The sequence below is a fragment of the Nocardioides allogilvus genome (assembly GCF_003047285.1).
In the GTDB taxonomy this organism is placed as follows: domain Bacteria; phylum Actinomycetota; class Actinomycetes; order Propionibacteriales; family Nocardioidaceae; genus Nocardioides; species Nocardioides allogilvus.
Genome location: NZ_PZYX01000001.1, coordinates 564397 through 577936, shown reverse-complemented (window position 1 = coordinate 577936; position 13540 = coordinate 564397). Strand labels below are relative to the sequence as shown.

Annotated in this window: 14 protein-coding genes and 1 riboswitch; of the genes, 4 read left to right on the top strand and 10 right to left on the bottom strand. The window is 71.1% G+C overall.

Annotated elements, in window-relative coordinates:
- The first annotated feature begins 111 nt into the window (after positions 1 to 111).
- Genes C9J87_RS02825 through C9J87_RS02810 form a run of 4 tightly spaced genes read left to right on the top strand, consistent with a single transcriptional unit; the run spans position 112 to position 4454 of the window.
- Positions 112 to 1404 (top strand): extracellular solute-binding protein, encoded by a 1293-nt coding sequence (locus C9J87_RS02825; RefSeq protein WP_036490146.1) that lies wholly within the window; start codon positions 112 to 114, stop codon positions 1402 to 1404.
- Positions 1401 to 2351: a carbohydrate ABC transporter permease gene (locus C9J87_RS02820; RefSeq protein WP_010831827.1), complete on the top strand. Its 951-nt coding sequence runs from the start codon at positions 1401 to 1403 to the stop codon at positions 2349 to 2351. Before C9J87_RS02825 ends, C9J87_RS02820 begins: the two co-directional genes overlap by 4 nt.
- A complete protein-coding gene (locus C9J87_RS02815; RefSeq protein ID WP_010831826.1) occupies positions 2351 to 3181 on the top strand; it encodes a carbohydrate ABC transporter permease in 831 nt (276 codons plus the stop codon). Before C9J87_RS02820 ends, C9J87_RS02815 begins: the two co-directional genes overlap by 1 nt.
- 4 nt (positions 3182 to 3185) lie before the next feature.
- Positions 3186 to 4454, top strand: a complete 1269-nt coding sequence (locus C9J87_RS02810; RefSeq protein ID WP_107704668.1) for an ABC transporter ATP-binding protein — start codon at positions 3186 to 3188, stop codon at positions 4452 to 4454.
- A gap of 71 nt (positions 4455 to 4525) precedes the next feature.
- On the opposite strand, the gene C9J87_RS02805 is transcribed toward C9J87_RS02810, so the two are convergent.
- The 10 genes from C9J87_RS02805 to thiE all read right to left on the bottom strand — a co-directional run bounded on the left by C9J87_RS02805 (position 4526) and on the right by thiE (position 13416).
- Positions 4526 to 5857: a choice-of-anchor B family protein gene (locus C9J87_RS02805; protein WP_010831824.1), complete on the bottom strand. Its 1332-nt coding sequence runs from the start codon at positions 5855 to 5857 to the stop codon at positions 4526 to 4528.
- Positions 5858 to 5956: 99 nt separating this feature from the next.
- Positions 5957 to 6592 carry a DUF1707 SHOCT-like domain-containing protein gene (locus C9J87_RS02800; protein ID WP_010831823.1) on the bottom strand — a complete coding sequence of 212 codons (636 nt, stop codon included), beginning with the start codon at positions 6590 to 6592 and terminating at the stop codon, positions 5957 to 5959.
- A 38-nt stretch (positions 6593 to 6630) separates the two neighbouring features.
- Complete coding sequence (locus C9J87_RS02795) at positions 6631 to 7698, bottom strand: NAD(P)-binding domain-containing protein (protein WP_010831822.1); 1068 nt, start codon at positions 7696 to 7698, stop codon at positions 6631 to 6633.
- A 63-nt stretch (positions 7699 to 7761) separates the two neighbouring features.
- A complete protein-coding gene (gene thiC, locus C9J87_RS02790) occupies positions 7762 to 9441 on the bottom strand; it encodes a phosphomethylpyrimidine synthase ThiC (protein WP_010831821.1) in 1680 nt (559 codons plus the stop codon).
- Positions 9438 to 10301 carry a bifunctional hydroxymethylpyrimidine kinase/phosphomethylpyrimidine kinase gene (gene thiD, locus C9J87_RS02785; RefSeq protein ID WP_010831820.1) on the bottom strand — a complete coding sequence of 288 codons (864 nt, stop codon included), beginning with the start codon at positions 10299 to 10301 and terminating at the stop codon, positions 9438 to 9440. The genes thiC and thiD overlap by 4 nt, the downstream gene beginning before the upstream one ends.
- The gene (locus C9J87_RS02780; RefSeq protein ID WP_010831819.1) at positions 10298 to 10858 is read right to left on the bottom strand and encodes a thiamine phosphate synthase; all 561 of its coding nucleotides are present in this window, start codon (positions 10856 to 10858) and stop codon (positions 10298 to 10300) included. The genes thiD and C9J87_RS02780 overlap by 4 nt, the downstream gene beginning before the upstream one ends.
- Positions 10855 to 11619, bottom strand: coding sequence for a thiazole synthase (locus C9J87_RS02775; RefSeq protein WP_010831818.1), 765 nt, complete (start codon positions 11617 to 11619; stop codon positions 10855 to 10857). Before C9J87_RS02775 ends, C9J87_RS02780 begins: the two co-directional genes overlap by 4 nt.
- The gene (gene thiS, locus C9J87_RS02770; RefSeq protein ID WP_036490128.1) at positions 11616 to 11804 is read right to left on the bottom strand and encodes a sulfur carrier protein ThiS; all 189 of its coding nucleotides are present in this window, start codon (positions 11802 to 11804) and stop codon (positions 11616 to 11618) included. Before thiS ends, C9J87_RS02775 begins: the two co-directional genes overlap by 4 nt.
- On the bottom strand, positions 11798 to 12811 hold the full coding sequence (locus tag C9J87_RS02765; RefSeq protein ID WP_010831817.1) for an FAD-dependent oxidoreductase: 1014 nt from the start codon (positions 12809 to 12811) through the stop codon (positions 11798 to 11800). Before C9J87_RS02765 ends, thiS begins: the two co-directional genes overlap by 7 nt.
- Positions 12811 to 13416, bottom strand: a complete 606-nt coding sequence (gene thiE / locus C9J87_RS02760) for a thiamine phosphate synthase (RefSeq protein WP_107704741.1) — start codon at positions 13414 to 13416, stop codon at positions 12811 to 12813. The genes C9J87_RS02765 and thiE overlap by 1 nt, the downstream gene beginning before the upstream one ends.
- Positions 13408 to 13518, bottom strand: a riboswitch (TPP riboswitch). Its footprint overlaps the gene before it by 9 nt.
- Between the last annotated feature and the right edge of the window lie 22 nt (positions 13519 to 13540).

Below are 13540 nucleotides of genomic sequence, written 5' to 3'. Positions count from 1 at the left end.
CACCGTCCGCCGGAGTTTGAACTTTCACTCGTCCCACCCTCACGCGTGTTGCCAAGGTGGGTCACAGGGGACTAGACCTGTGACCTGAGCCACACATGAATGGAGGGGCGGATGACAGCACGATCTTCGCGGCATCCACGCACGAGGCAGCTACGACGCTGGGCGGCTCCTGCGGGAGCCCTGACCCTCGCCTGCGGCATCCTGGCCGGTTGCTCCGGCGACGGATCCGGCACGCCCGAGCTCGTCTGGTACACCAACCCGGACGCCGGCGGCCAGGCCGCGGTGGCCGAGGCGTGCTCGACCGACGACTACACGATCACCACCCAGGTCCTCCCCCAGGACGCCGGCCAGCAGCGCATCCAGCTGGCCCGCCGGCTGGCCGCGGGCGACACCGGCATCGACCTCATGAGCCTCGACCCGCCGTACACCGCGGAGTTCGCCGACGCCGGCTATCTCGCCGACATCCCCGACGACCTGCAGCAGAAGTTCTCCGAGCAGGGCTTCGAGAGCGCCGTGCAGTCCGCGACCTGGGAGGACGAGCTGGTCGTCGCGCCGTTCTGGTCCAACGTGCAGGTCCTCTGGTACCGCAAGGCCTTCGTGGAGAAGGCCGGGCTCGACATGAGCCAGCCGGTCACCTGGGAGCAGATCATCACGGCCGCCTCCGAGAACGACGGCAAGATCGGCGTCCAGGCCAACAAGTACGAGGGCTACTCCGTGTGGGTCAACGCGCTGATCTCCGGTGCCGGCGGCCAGATCGCCACCGGCACCGACGCCGGCGCCGAAGCGGAGATCACCATCGACTCCGACGCCGGGCGCGCCGCGGCCGACGTCATCGAGACCCTGGCCGACTCCGAGGCCGCCCCCGACGACCTCTCGGTCTCCAACGAGGGCACGGCCGGAGCGACCTTCGGGTCCGACGCCGGGGCCTTCCTGGTCAACTGGACCTACATCTGGGGCAACTACGGCGACGACCAGCTGGGTGGCGACATCGGCTTCGCCCGCTATCCGCAGACCGTCGAGGGCGAGGAGTCGCGACCGCCGTACGGCGGGATCGGGATCGGCGTCAGTTCGTCGTCCGAGCACCAGGACCTGGCGGTGGGGGCACTCGAGTGCCTGACCAGCCCGGAGAACCAGGCGCTCAACGCCGAGCTGACCGGCAACATGCCCTCCTCCGAGGCGGGCTACGCGCAGCCGGCGGTCCAGGAGCTCTTCCCGGCCGAGCTGATCGCCCTGTTCCAGGAGAGCCTGGAGAGCGCGGCTCCGCGCACGCCGTCGCCCTACTGGAGCGACATCTCCGGTGCCATCCAGAGCATCTGGCACCCGCCGAGCAGCGTCGACGAGGACACGCCTGGCGAGTCGTCGGACTTCATCGGTGAAGTGCTGCAGGGAAGGAGCCTGTTGTGAGCACCGTAGTCGCCACACCCGGCGCGAAGGACACGAAGAAGAAGTCAGGCGCCGGCGCCATGACCGACCGGTCACGCTCCGAGGACCGCCTGGGCATGAAGCTGGTCGCCCCCGCAGTGGTGCTGATGCTGCTGGTGACGGCCTGGCCGATGCTGCAGGCGCTCTACCTCTCGATGTTCCGCTACCGGCTCACCGCACCCGACGACCGTGAGTTCATCTGGTTCTCCAACTACGCCACCGTGCTCAGCGACGGCCTGTTCTGGCAGGACATGTTCAACACGGTGCTGATCATGGTGGTCACGGTCGCCGTCGAGCTCGTCATCGGCTTCGCCTTCGCGATGGTGATGCACAAGGTGATCTTCGCCCGCGGCGTGATCAGGACCTCGATCCTGATCCCCTACGGCATCATCACCGTCGTCTCGGCCTTCGCCTGGCAGTTCGCATTCAGCCTCAACAACGGCTTCGTGAACTCGTGGCTGCCCTTCGTCGAGGACAACTTCAACTGGTTCGGCGGTCACTGGTCGGCCATGTTCGCGATCATGGTCTCCGAGATCTGGAAGACCACGCCGTTCATGGCGCTGCTGCTGCTCGCTGGCCTGTCCCAGGTGTCCGAGGACATGATCGAGGCCGCGCAGGTCGACGGTGCCACGTGGTGGCAGCGGCTGTGGAAGGTGATCCTGCCCAACATGCGGGCCGCGATCATGGTCGCGGTGCTCTTCCGGGCCCTCGACGCCTACCGCATCTTCGACAACATCTTCGTGATGACCCGAGGCGCCCAGGAGACCGAGTCCGTGTCCTTCCTGACCTACCGCCAGGTCATCGAGCAGGTGCAGCTGGGTCTCGGCTCGGCGCTGTCGGTGCTGCTGTTCCTCAGCGTGCTGCTGCTGGCCTATCTGATCGTCAAGCTGTTCAACGTCGATCTCGCCGCTGCGAGAGGGGAGGGCTGATGAAGAACAAGACATCCATCGGCACCTGGATCGGGTTCGTGCTGATCATGATCTGGTGCCTGTTGCCGGTCGTGTGGATCATCTCGCTGTCGTTCAAGCCGGTCGAGGAGACGGCCGCCGGCAGTCCGCAGTTCCTGCCCAAGGACGCGACCCTGCAGAACTACAAGGACATCCTGGCCAACGACGACTTCACCCGGGCGCTGCTCAACTCGTTCGGGATCGCGATGATCTCGACGGTGCTCGCGGTCATCTTCGCCACGCTCGCGGCCTACGCGATCGCGCGCCTGGAGTTCCGCGGGAAGCGCTTCGTGCTGTCGCTGGCCCTGGCGATCGCGATGTTCCCGGTCGTCTCGCTGGTGGGCCCGCTGTTCGACATGTGGCGCACCTTCGGCCTGTTCAACACCTGGCCGGGGCTGATCATCCCCTACATGTCCTTCACGCTGCCGCTGGCGATCTGGACGCTCTCGGCCTTCTTCCGCGAGATCCCGTGGGAGATGGAGCAGGCCGCGCAGGTGGACGGCGCGACCTCGTGGCAGGCCTTCCGCAAGGTGATCGTCCCGCTCGCCGCGCCGGGTGTCTTCACGGCCGCGATCTTGACGTTCTTCTTCGCCTGGAACGAGTTCGTGCTCGCGATCTCGCTCACCTCGACCACCGCCTCACGCACGGTACCGGCCCAGCTGTCCTACTTCGTCGGGCCAGACCCGTTCAATCCGCCCTACGGGCAGCTGGCGACGGCCTCGGTCGTGGTCACGGTGCCGATCATCATCATCGTCCTGCTTTTCCAGCGCAAGATCGTTGCCGGCCTGACCTCCGGCGCAGTGAAGGGTTGAGTTCATGGCTGCCATCGACATGAGAAACATCGTCAAGAAGTACGGCGACGGCTTCCCCGCGGTCAACGACGTGAGCATCGACGTGCAGGACGGGGAGTTCATGATCCTCGTCGGCCCGTCGGGCTGCGGGAAGTCCACCCTGCTGCGGATGGTCGTGGGGCTGGAGGACATCACCTCCGGCGACATGATGATCGGGGACCGCAAGGTCAACGACCTCGCTCCCCGCGACCGCAACCTCGCCATGGTCTTCCAGAACTACGCGCTCTACCCGCACCTGACCGTCTACGAGAACATCGCCTTCCCGTTGCGGCTGGCGGGTGCGCCCGAGAGCGAGATCGACCAGAAGGTGCGAGACGCGTCCAAGACGCTCGAGCTCGACGAGCACCTCGACCGCAAGCCCGGCAACCTCTCGGGCGGCCAGCGCCAGCGGGTGGCGATGGGCCGGGCGATCGTGCGCGACGCCGATGCGTTCCTCTTCGACGAGCCGCTGTCCAACCTGGACGCCAAGCTGCGTGGGCAGATGCGCACCGAGATCGCCCGGTTGCAGAAGCGCCTCGGCATCACCACGGTCTACGTCACCCACGACCAGACCGAGGCGATGACCCTCGGCGACCGGGTCGCGGTCCTCAAGCGCGGCGTCCTCCAACAGCTGGCCACGCCGCGCGAGCTCTACGAGAACCCCGGCAACCTGTTCGTGGCCGGCTTCATCGGCTCCCCGCCGATGAACTTCGTGCCGGCCGAGGTGGAGGGCAACACCGTCAAGCTGCCGTTCGGCTCGGTGGAGATCCCCGCCGAGAAGGCCGAGCGGGCCAAGGGGCGGGGGCTGCTCATCGCCGGCATCCGGCCCGAGCACTTCGAGGACGCGTCGGTGGTCACCTCCGACACGACGGGCAAGACCTTCCGCACGAAGGTCGACGTCGTGGAGTGGCTGGGCAACGAGGCCTACGCCTACATCCCGTTCGAAGCGCCGCCCGAGGTCCAGGCACAGCTGGCCCAGCTCGAGCGCGACCTCGACGGTGAGTCGCTGCGCACCCAGCTGGTGGTCTCGCTCGACGGCACCAGCCAGATCGCCGCGGGCGACGAGGCCGAGATCTACGTCGACGCCTCCAAGATGCACCTCTTCGACCCCTCGACGGGTGAGAACCTCACCGTCGACGAGTCGCGGGCCGGGCGCATCCCCGAGCGGGAGGACCCGCGCGCCGCGCAGGAGGCGGAGCAGATGGCCGACCAGGGCGAGGAGGTCCACTCGGCCGACTCCGAGCCCCGCGCCTGACCTGCACGACGAACGGCGCCGGCCCCCCGACGGGGACCGGCGCCGTTGTCACGTGTGACCGGGCGGGTGGGTCAGGAACGCATCGCCGCGCCGGTCGGGCGCAGCATGAAGAGCCCGTCGTAGCCGTGCACGATCACGAGCCCGTTGTCGAAGAACGGGTAGTTGCTCCACGTGCCGTGGCTGAACGCCGTGTCGTCGTCCTCCGGCCAGGTGTCGAAGAAGCCGACCTCGCTCAGGTTGCCGTTCGCCACGTCTGCGGCCGAGAGGACGCGCAGCCCCGACCGGTAGTTGGACTGGAACACGTGCGACCCCTTGACGTAGAGGTTGTGGTCGATCGAGGTCGTGTCGTTGACGAAGCGGGAGAACTGGCGGGGCGCCTCGAGGTCGGCGACGTCCCACACCAGGGTGGTCGTGCCGACACCGCTGCGCAGCTCGTCGAGCTCGTCGCCCATCAGGAAGTGACGTCCGTCCTCGGTCAACCAGCCTTGGTGGCTGTAGGCCGCGGTGCTGTAGCCGACGCGCGAGAGCTGGCGGGGCGCCGCCTTGTCGGTGACGTCGACGATGGTGAGGGTGTCCTCGTTGGAGTTGAAGCAGATCTCCCGGCCGGTGTAGCGGGTGTCCGGCCCGTCGTAGACCACGCACTGCGCGTCGTGGACGTAGCCGTCCTCGCCGACGCAGCCGGCGAACACCGGCGCGGTCGGCGTACGCACGTCGATCATGTGCAGGCCACCTGCGCACCCTCGGGTGTCCTCGCGGGCGCCGACGGCATAGGCGAAGCCGGTCTCCTCGTTCATCACGATGTTGTGGGCCCGGAGGAAGCCGGAGTAGTGCGCGGTCTCGTTGAACGTGACCGGTGCGGCGGCCGGGTCGACCGAGCGCAGCTGGCGCAGGTCGAAGACCTGCATGCCGTGCTCGCGCGCCTCGGCGACGATGAACGCGTGGTTGCCGTGCACCTTGATGTCGCGCCAGATCACGTTGTTGATGCCCGAGGTGGGCAGGTTGCCGAGGTAGACGGGCCGACGCTCGTTGGTCACGTCGACGAAGGCGGTGCCGTTGTCACGCCCCGCGATGACGTAGCGCCGCTCGGTCGCCGGATCGGTCCAGCCCCAGACGTCCGAGCCGCGACCGCCACCGATGTCGGCCATCGGCAGGTAGCTCGACAGGTTGACGTTCTCGCAGGGGAAGTAGCCGGCTCGCCCGTCGACGCAGGCTGCGCCCGGTCCTCGCTGGTCGCCCGTCAGTGCTGTGGTCGGGAAGTCGGGGTCGACCTCGCCGACCTCGTCCTTGCCCTCCCCCTCGTGGTCCCCGTCGTGGGCCAGGACGGGGATCGATCCGAGCAGCAGCGCCAACAGCGCCGCAGCCAGTGCGAGGAGCAGCCTCGCGGTCCCGAGATTCTTCGACATGCGTCACTCCTTGTGGGATGAATGTGTCGTGGGTCACCCCAGCACAGGAAGCCATCCACCGCAACAGGCGCGTGACGGGAGGATCTCGGGTCGTTCGGGTCAGTAGGTGCCGATGATCTTCTTCGGTGTCCCGGGCGGTGGCAGCCGGGTGACGCTGACGCTGCCCATCAACGAGATGCCCTTGAGCCGGATCGTCGGGGACTCCGGGCCGATGTCGGCCGGCACCTTGTCGCGGCCGTGGCCGTAGTCGCCCATGATCGGCGTGCCGTCCATGACCACGTTGAAGTGGGCCGGGACGACCACCTTCACCTCGCCCATGACCGCGCTGGCGTTGATGGTCGTGTCATGGCTCGACAGCGTCGCCTGCCGCAGGTCGATGAGGACGCTGCCCATCAGCGCGAAGGCCGAGTGGTGGGCCGGCACCTGCCACGCGCCGCGCCGCTTGCAGTCGCCCATGATGGCCAGCGAGCTGGCGTGGCCCGGCGCCGCCGGGAGGCCGGCCGCCGGTCGCGGCACCGGTGCGTGGGCCCCGGGGGCCGGCTGGTGCAGGTCGATCGTGATCGGCACCAGGTCGGCATCGGTCTTGGCAGCGAAGGTCTGCTCGAGCCGTTCGTCGAGCTCGTCGAGATCGAGGCGCCCCTCCCCCGCAGCGCGGCGCAGCACCTCGGCCACGCGGTGTCGATCGGCGTCCGAGATTCGCAGCTGGGCCGGATCCGGCCTCTCCATCTCCCCCATGGCCTCACCCTAGGCGAGGGCTGCCAACCGCGGGAGGATCATGCGGAGAGGTCGTCGTCGGTCGCGAGCAGCCAGCGCCGTACGGCGATCGCGGCCGCCCGCCCTGCCCGGTTGGCGCCGATCGTGCTGGCCGAGGGGCCGTAGCCGACGAGCTGGACGCGGGGGTCGCGCACAGCCGTGACGGCGTTCTGCACCGCCCCGCCGACCTCGAGCTGGATGCCGCCCTGGCGCGAGCGCAGCCGCAGCGGCGCGAGGTGGCCGACGGCCGGGCGGAACCCGGTGGCCCACAGGATCACGTCGACGGGCTCGAACGACCCGTCGGCCCAGCGCACCCCCTCGCGCTCGATCCGGGAGAACATCGGGCGGCGCTGGTAGGCACCGAGCGCCTCCGCGACCCGCTCCTGCGGGCGCAGCGCCAAGCCGGTCACGCTGACGACGCTGGCCGGGGGCAGGCCCCGACGGACGCGATCGGCGACCGCGGTCACCGCCTCGAGCCCGGCCTCGGGGTCGAAGTCGTCGGAGCGCCAGACCGGCTCGCGCCTGGTGACCCACAGGGTCTGCGCGAGCGGCGCGAGCTCGCCGAGGAACTGCACGGCGCTCGCGCCCCCGCCCACGACGAGCACCCGCTTGCCGGTGAAGTGGGCGGGGCCCGGGTAGTCGGCGGTGTGGAGCTGCTCGCCGGCGAACAGGTCGATCCCGGGGTAGTGCGGGACGAAGGGCTTCGTCCACGTGCCCGTCGCGTTGACCAGGGTGCGCGAGCGCCACGTGCGCTCGCCCGCGTGCACGACCAGCAGGTCGTCCTCGCTGGTGACGGCCTCGACGCTCACCGGCCGCACGACCGGGAGCGCGAAGCGGCGCTCGTAGTCGGCGAAGTAGGCCGGCACGATGGCGTTGGCGGCCTCGGCCGATCGCCCGGGCGCCTCGGCGTCGGGCAGGTCGGCCACGCCGTGCACGTCGTCCATCCCCAGCGAGTCCCAGCGGTGCTGCCACGCGCCGCCGGGTGCCTCGTTGGCGTCGAGCACGAGGTGCTCGATCCCCCTCAGCTTGAGGTGGCGCGACGCCGACAGCCCGGCCTGGCCGGCGCCGATCACCAGGGCGTCATGCACCAGGGAGTCGTGGACGGGAGCGGCGTGGACGGGCACACCCGGTCAACGCCGCGCCCGCCTCCGCTATGCCCGCGGCTGCGGCTCCACGTAGACAGTGCCGCCCAGCTCGACGAACTCCGCCGACTTCTCCTTCATCCCGACCTCGGGCGTCAGGGTCGAGCCGAAGCGCTCGCGCACGTCCTGGCTGATCTTCATCGAGCAGAACTTCGGCCCGCACATCGAGCAGAAGTGCGCCGTCTTGGCGTTGTCGGCCGGCAGCGTCTCGTCGTGGAACGCCTCCGCGGTGTGCGGGTCGAGCGAGAGCGCGAACTGGTCGCGCCAGCGGAACTCGAAGCGTGCCTTCGACAAGGCGTCGTCCCAGTCCCGGGCACGCGGGTGGCCCTTGGCGATGTCGGCAGCGTGCGCGGAGAGCTTGTAGGTGATCACCCCGGTCTTGACGTCGTCGCGGTCGGGCAGGCCGAGGTGCTCCTTGGGCGTGACGTAGCAGAGCATCGCGGTGCCGTGCATGGCGATCGTGGCAGCGCCGATGGCGCTGGTGATGTGGTCGTAGCCGGGCGCGATGTCGGTCGCGAGCGGGCCGAGCGTGTAGAACGGCGCGCCGTGGCACCAGTCCTGCTGCAGGACGACGTTCTCCTCGACCAGGTTGAGCGGCACGTGCCCGGGACCCTCGACCATCACCTGCACGTCGTGCTCCCAGGCCCGTGCGGTCAGCTCGGCCAGCGTGCGCAGCTCGGAGAACTGCGCCTCGTCGTTGGCGTCCGCGGTGCAGCCGGGTCGCAGCCCGTCGCCGAGGCTGAAGCTGACGTCGTACTGCTTGAAGATCTCGCACAGCTCGTCGAAGTGCGTGTAGAGGAAGTTCTCCTCGTGGTGGGCCAGGCACCAGCCGGCCATGATCGAGCCGCCGCGCGACACGATGCCGGTGATCCGGTCGGCGGTCATCGGGACGTAGCGCAGCAGCACGCCGGCGTGGATCGTCATGTAGTCGACGCCCTGCTCGCACTGCTCGATGACGGTGTCGCGGAAGATCTCCCACGTGAGCCGGTCGGCCTCGCCGTTGACCTTCTCGAGGGCCTGGTAGATCGGCACCGTGCCGATCGGGACCGGGGAGTTGCGCATGATCCACTCGCGCGTGGTGTGGATGTCCTCGCCCGTCGACAGGTCCATCACCGTGTCGGCGCCCCAGGTCACCGCCCACGTCAGCTTGTCGACCTCCTCGGCGATGGAGCTGGTGACCGCGCTGTTGCCGATGTTGGCGTTGACCTTCACCAGGAAGCGCTTGCCGATGATCATCGGCTCCGCCTCCGGGTGGTTGACGTTGGCGGGGATGATCGCGCGGCCGGCGGCGACCTCGCTGCGCACGAGCTCGACGTCGCAACCCTCCCGCACGGCGACGTACTCCATCTCCCGGGTGATCACGCCCGCACGGGCGTAGTGCATCTGGGTGATGTTGGTGCCCTTGCGCGGGCGGCGCGCGATGCCGCGCCACTGGTCGGCAGCCGCGCCGCGGCGCAGCGCCGAGCGGCCGTCGTCGAGCAGCTGGGTCTCGCGGCCGTCGTAGTCCTCGGTGTCGTCGCGGGCGATGATCCACTCCTCGCGCAGCGGCGCCAGCCCGACCTCCGGGTCAGAGCCGGGGCCCTCGGTGCAGTAGCGGTCGAACGTCTCGCCGTTGGTCAGCGCGACGCGGGTGAACGGCACGCCGAGCTCGCCGGTGGTCATGCGGGTGTGGGCGTCGTGGACGGTCATCTTGTTTCTCCTTCGGGGTGGGCTTGCGTGTGGGCGATCGGGCCGCGTCCGCGGCCGAGCTGCCAGGTGCTGCTGGTGGTGAGCTGGGTGGTGACGTAGGCCGCGGCGCGGAGACACGCGGACACCAGTACGTCGGCGGTGAGGTCCACAGGCGGGGAGCCTGCGTCCGGGTGGGGGCAATGTCCGCGTGTCTCCGCGAGCAGGGCTGCCAGAGCGCTTGCGAAGGTGCACCCCGTGCCGTGGTCGGCGGTCGTCGGGACGGCGGGATGGGCGAGCGCCTCCGGCCGTCCGCCGGGCAGGCACACCCAGTCGGTGCAGGTCGCCGCCGTCTGGCCCGGCCGCCACTCGGGCCCACCTGTCAGCACGACCGCGCAGCCGAGGTCGGCCAGCCGGGCGGCGAGGTCGGACGGCGGGTCGTCGCGGCCGGTGAGGGCGCGGGCCTCGTCGAGGTTGGGGGTCGCCACCAGGGCGCGCGGCAACAGCCGGTCGACGTAGGCCTCCACCACGGACCGGTCGCCGAGGACCGCCCCGCTGGTCGCGACCAGCACCGGGTCGACGACCAGCGGCAGATGGCCGAGCCGGTCCGCGACGAGCGCGACCACGGCCGGCGTGCCGAGCATGCCCGTCTTCACGGCCGTCACCGGAAGGTCGTCGAGCACGGCGCTGATCTGGGCGTCGACCACCTGGATCGGCACCCTGTGCACGGCGTGCACCCCACCGGTGTTCTGCGCGGTGACGGCCGTGACGACGCAGGCGCCGTGACACCCGAGGTGTCCGATCGTGGCAAGGTCGGCCGCGATGCCGGCCGCTCCCCCGGAGTCGGTGCCGGCGATCGTGAGGACCACGGGCGGCGTCGTCATCGCAGCACCGCCCGCAGGTCGGCGACGACGGCGGCAGGCTCGGCGGCGCGCATCACCGCACCCATCACCGCGACACCGTGGGCGCCGGCCGCGACGGCGGCAGCCGCGTTGTGCGGGCCGATCCCGCTCAGGGCCAGCACCGGGACCGGGTGGTCGACGAGGTCGCCGGCCGCGAGGAGGGTCCGCGACCCGGGCTTGCTCCCGCTGGCGGCGTACGGCGACAGCGTGGCCCACGAGGCACCCTGGTCCGCCGCGCGGCTGACTTCGTCGTGGCTGTGGCAGGACCTTCCCCACAGGCTCTCGCGCGGCACCGGCTGGTCGGCGGCGAGGTGGAGGCCGTGTGCGGAGTCGTCGGCGATCCGCGACGAGATCACCGTGAGGCCCTCGATGGTCGCCAGCTCGGCGACGAGAGCGGCGCGGGCCGGCGGTGGCAGGTCGTGCTCGCGGACCACGACCCACTCGAGCCCGGCCGCGGCGCACTCGCGGACGGTCCGGATCAGGCCCCGCCCGAGCGTGAGCTGGGAGCGGTCGGTCAGCAGCACCAGGCGCGGGATCACGAGACCCTCCCCACCAGCGGGCTCGCCGACCTCGCGGCCGCTCGGCGCGGGATGCGGCCGGCCCGACGGGCAGCCGTGCCGGCCTCGACGGCGAGGCGCAGCGCGAGCGCCATCGCGACGGGGTCCTCGGCGCGGGTGACGGCGCTCGCGGCGAGGACGGCCGCGCAGCCGAGCTCCATGGCGAGGGCTGCATCGGAGGCGGTGCCGATGCCGGCGTCGAGCACGACCGGCACGTCGACAGCGGCCACCACGGCCTCGATCGCGTGCGGATCGAGCACTCCGAGGCCGGAGCCGATCGGCGAGCCCAGCGGCATCACCGCGGCGCACCCGACGTCGACGAGGCGCCGCGCCAGGACCGGGTCGGCAGGCGCGTAGGGCAGCACGACGAAGCCCTCGGCCACGAGCGTCGTCGCCGCCTCGAGCAGCTCGAGCCCGTCGGGCATCAGGGTGCGCTCGTCGCCGATCACCTCGAGCTTGACCCAGGTGGTGCCGAGCGCCTCGCGCGCCAGCCGGGCGGTGTGGACCGCCTCCCCGGCCGACAGGCAGCCGGCGGTGTTGGGCAGCACGCGGGCGCCGACGTCGCGCAGGATGCCCAGCAGTCCGCCCGGTGCGCTGGTCGAGGTCCGCCGCATGCTGACGGTGACCAACGACGGTCGCGCAGCCTCGAGCACGGGACGCACGAGGTCGGGCCGCGGTAGCCCGCCGGTGCCGAGGAAGAGCCGGGACGCCAGCGTCTCCCCCGCGATCACGAGGTCGCTCATCCGCCGGCCACCGCCTCGACGACCTCGACCCGGTCGCCCTCGGTGACGGGATGGGTGAGGTGCGCCGAGCGCGGCACGACCTCGTCGTTCACGGCAACCGCGTGGCCGGGCGGCAGGTCGCCCAGCAGCAGGGCGACGGTGTGGGCGGCGGTCTCGACGGCCGACCCGTTGACGGTGATCAGCATCTGTCCTCCAGGAGTGAGAAGCGGCGGGGGTCGAGCAGGGGGTCGGGCGCGGCGCCCTCGACCGCGTCGGCGAGCAGCCGCGCAGTCAGCGGCGCGAGCAGCACGCCGTGGCGGAAGTGGCCGGCCGCCAGGAAGATCCCGTCGTCGCCCGTCGGGCCGACGAGCGGCCGGTTGTCCGGTGTCCCCGGCCGGTCGCGGGCGAGCGCCTCGCACAGCTCGGCCCGGTCGAGGCCCGGCACCAGCTCCGTCGCGGCATCCAGCAGGCGCCGTACGCCACCGGCGGTGACCACCGGCGGACCGTCGTGCTCCTCGGACGTGGCGCCGACGACCAACTCCCCGTCGGCGCGCGGCACGAGATAGACCGGCTCGCCGCGCACCCAGCCGCGCAGCACGCGCGTCAGGCCGACGTCGCCGCGCAGCCGCAGGATCTCACCGCGCACGCCCCGCACCAGGTGCGCGTACGGCGCCGGCAACCGCGCGCCGGTGGCGATCACCGTCGCATCGGGGCCGACGATGGGGCGCTGCGCGACCACCCGCGGCCCGAGCGCGGCGAGCAGCGCCGCGACGACGGCGCGGGGGTCGACCGCGCGGTCGTGCGCCAGCACCGCGGCGGCAGTGACGCGACCGAGGGACGGCTCGAGGGCCCGGGCCGCGCGGCCGTCGAGCACCTCGACCTGCTCGCCGTGGGTGGCGAGGAGCTCGGCCTGGCGCTCGACCTCCTGGCGGTCACCGGCGTCGATGCCGACCAGCAGCGTGCCGGAGTCGTGCAGGGGCACGCCCAGCCCAGCGGCGTACGGCGACCACAACCCCGCGGAGGCGACGGCCAGGGCGTGCAGGGCGGACTCGCCGTGCCAAGCCTCGCCCGCCGGCGAGAGCATGCCAGCCGCGGCGTGGCTGGCGCCCGAGCCGGGGGCCCGGTCGACGACCGTGACGTCGTGGCCGCGCTCGACGAGCTCGACGGCGCAGGCGAGCCCGACGATGCCGGCCCCCAGGACGTGCACACGCATCAGCCGACCGCCGTCACGAGCTCCTTCGCGGCTGCCAAGGGATCGTGATGTCGCCAGATCGAGCCGATCACGGCGACGCCGTGGGCACCCGCTGCTCGCGCAGCCCGGGCACCCACGGCGTCGACCCCACCGATCGCGACCAGTGGAAGTGCCCCCGTGACACTCCTGATCGCGTCGGGACCCAGGGGGGCCGGCAGTCCGGCCTTCGAGGTGGTGGCGAAGACCGGGCCGAAGCCGGCATAGCTGGCGCCGTCGGCGGCGGCCCGCTCGACGGCGCCGCGGTCGCGACAGGTCGCCCCGATCAGGAGATCGGGCGCGAGTCGGCGGGCGTCGGCGACGGCCAGGTCGTCGGCCCCGAGGTGCACGCCGTCGGCGCCGGTGGCGAGCGCGACGTCGAGCCGGTCGTCGACGACGACCGTCGCGCCGGCCGGACGCACGGCGGCGAGCACCAGCCGGGTCAGCTCGACCAGCTCGCGCGTGGTGGCGTCCTTGTCGCGGACCTGGAAGCCAGTGACACCAGCGGCGGCGAGGCCCTCGAGCAGGTCGAGGTCGTCGGCTGCAGAGACCAGCGCGAAAATGCGGGGCAGGGAGGAACGGGACAGCATCGGATCGCTTCCTTCGCCGGCATTACCCGGATCAGGTGTAACGGTCGGAGCGGAATTCAGCTCCCTCTCAGCCCGCTGCCGCGAGCTCCCGTGGGGACGTGTCCGACGCTAGCAGAGTCGACTG

Bases quoted from the DNA above. Each gene is read 5' to 3' on its own strand.
- thiD (WP_010831820.1), bottom strand. From the start codon at position 10,301: ATGACGACGCCGCCCGTGGTCCTCACGATCGCCGGCACCGACTCCGGG.
- C9J87_RS02805 (WP_010831824.1), bottom strand. From the start codon at position 5,857: ATGTCGAAGAATCTCGGGACCGCGAGGCTGCTCCTCGCACTGGCTGCG.
- C9J87_RS02765 (WP_010831817.1), bottom strand. From the start codon at position 12,811: ATGCGTGTGCACGTCCTGGGGGCCGGCATCGTCGGGCTCGCCTGCGCC.
- thiE (WP_107704741.1), bottom strand. From the start codon at position 13,416: ATGCTGTCCCGTTCCTCCCTGCCCCGCATTTTCGCGCTGGTCTCTGCA.
- thiC (WP_010831821.1), bottom strand. From the start codon at position 9,441: ATGACCGTCCACGACGCCCACACCCGCATGACCACCGGCGAGCTCGGC.
- C9J87_RS02825 (WP_036490146.1), top strand. From the start codon at position 112: ATGACAGCACGATCTTCGCGGCATCCACGCACGAGGCAGCTACGACGC.
- thiS (WP_036490128.1), bottom strand. From the start codon at position 11,804: ATGCTGATCACCGTCAACGGGTCGGCCGTCGAGACCGCCGCCCACACC.
- C9J87_RS02800 (WP_010831823.1), bottom strand. From the start codon at position 6,592: ATGGGGGAGATGGAGAGGCCGGATCCGGCCCAGCTGCGAATCTCGGAC.
- C9J87_RS02815 (WP_010831826.1), top strand. From the start codon at position 2,351: ATGAAGAACAAGACATCCATCGGCACCTGGATCGGGTTCGTGCTGATC.
- C9J87_RS02775 (WP_010831818.1), bottom strand. From the start codon at position 11,619: ATGAGCGACCTCGTGATCGCGGGGGAGACGCTGGCGTCCCGGCTCTTC.
- C9J87_RS02810 (WP_107704668.1), top strand. From the start codon at position 3,186: ATGGCTGCCATCGACATGAGAAACATCGTCAAGAAGTACGGCGACGGC.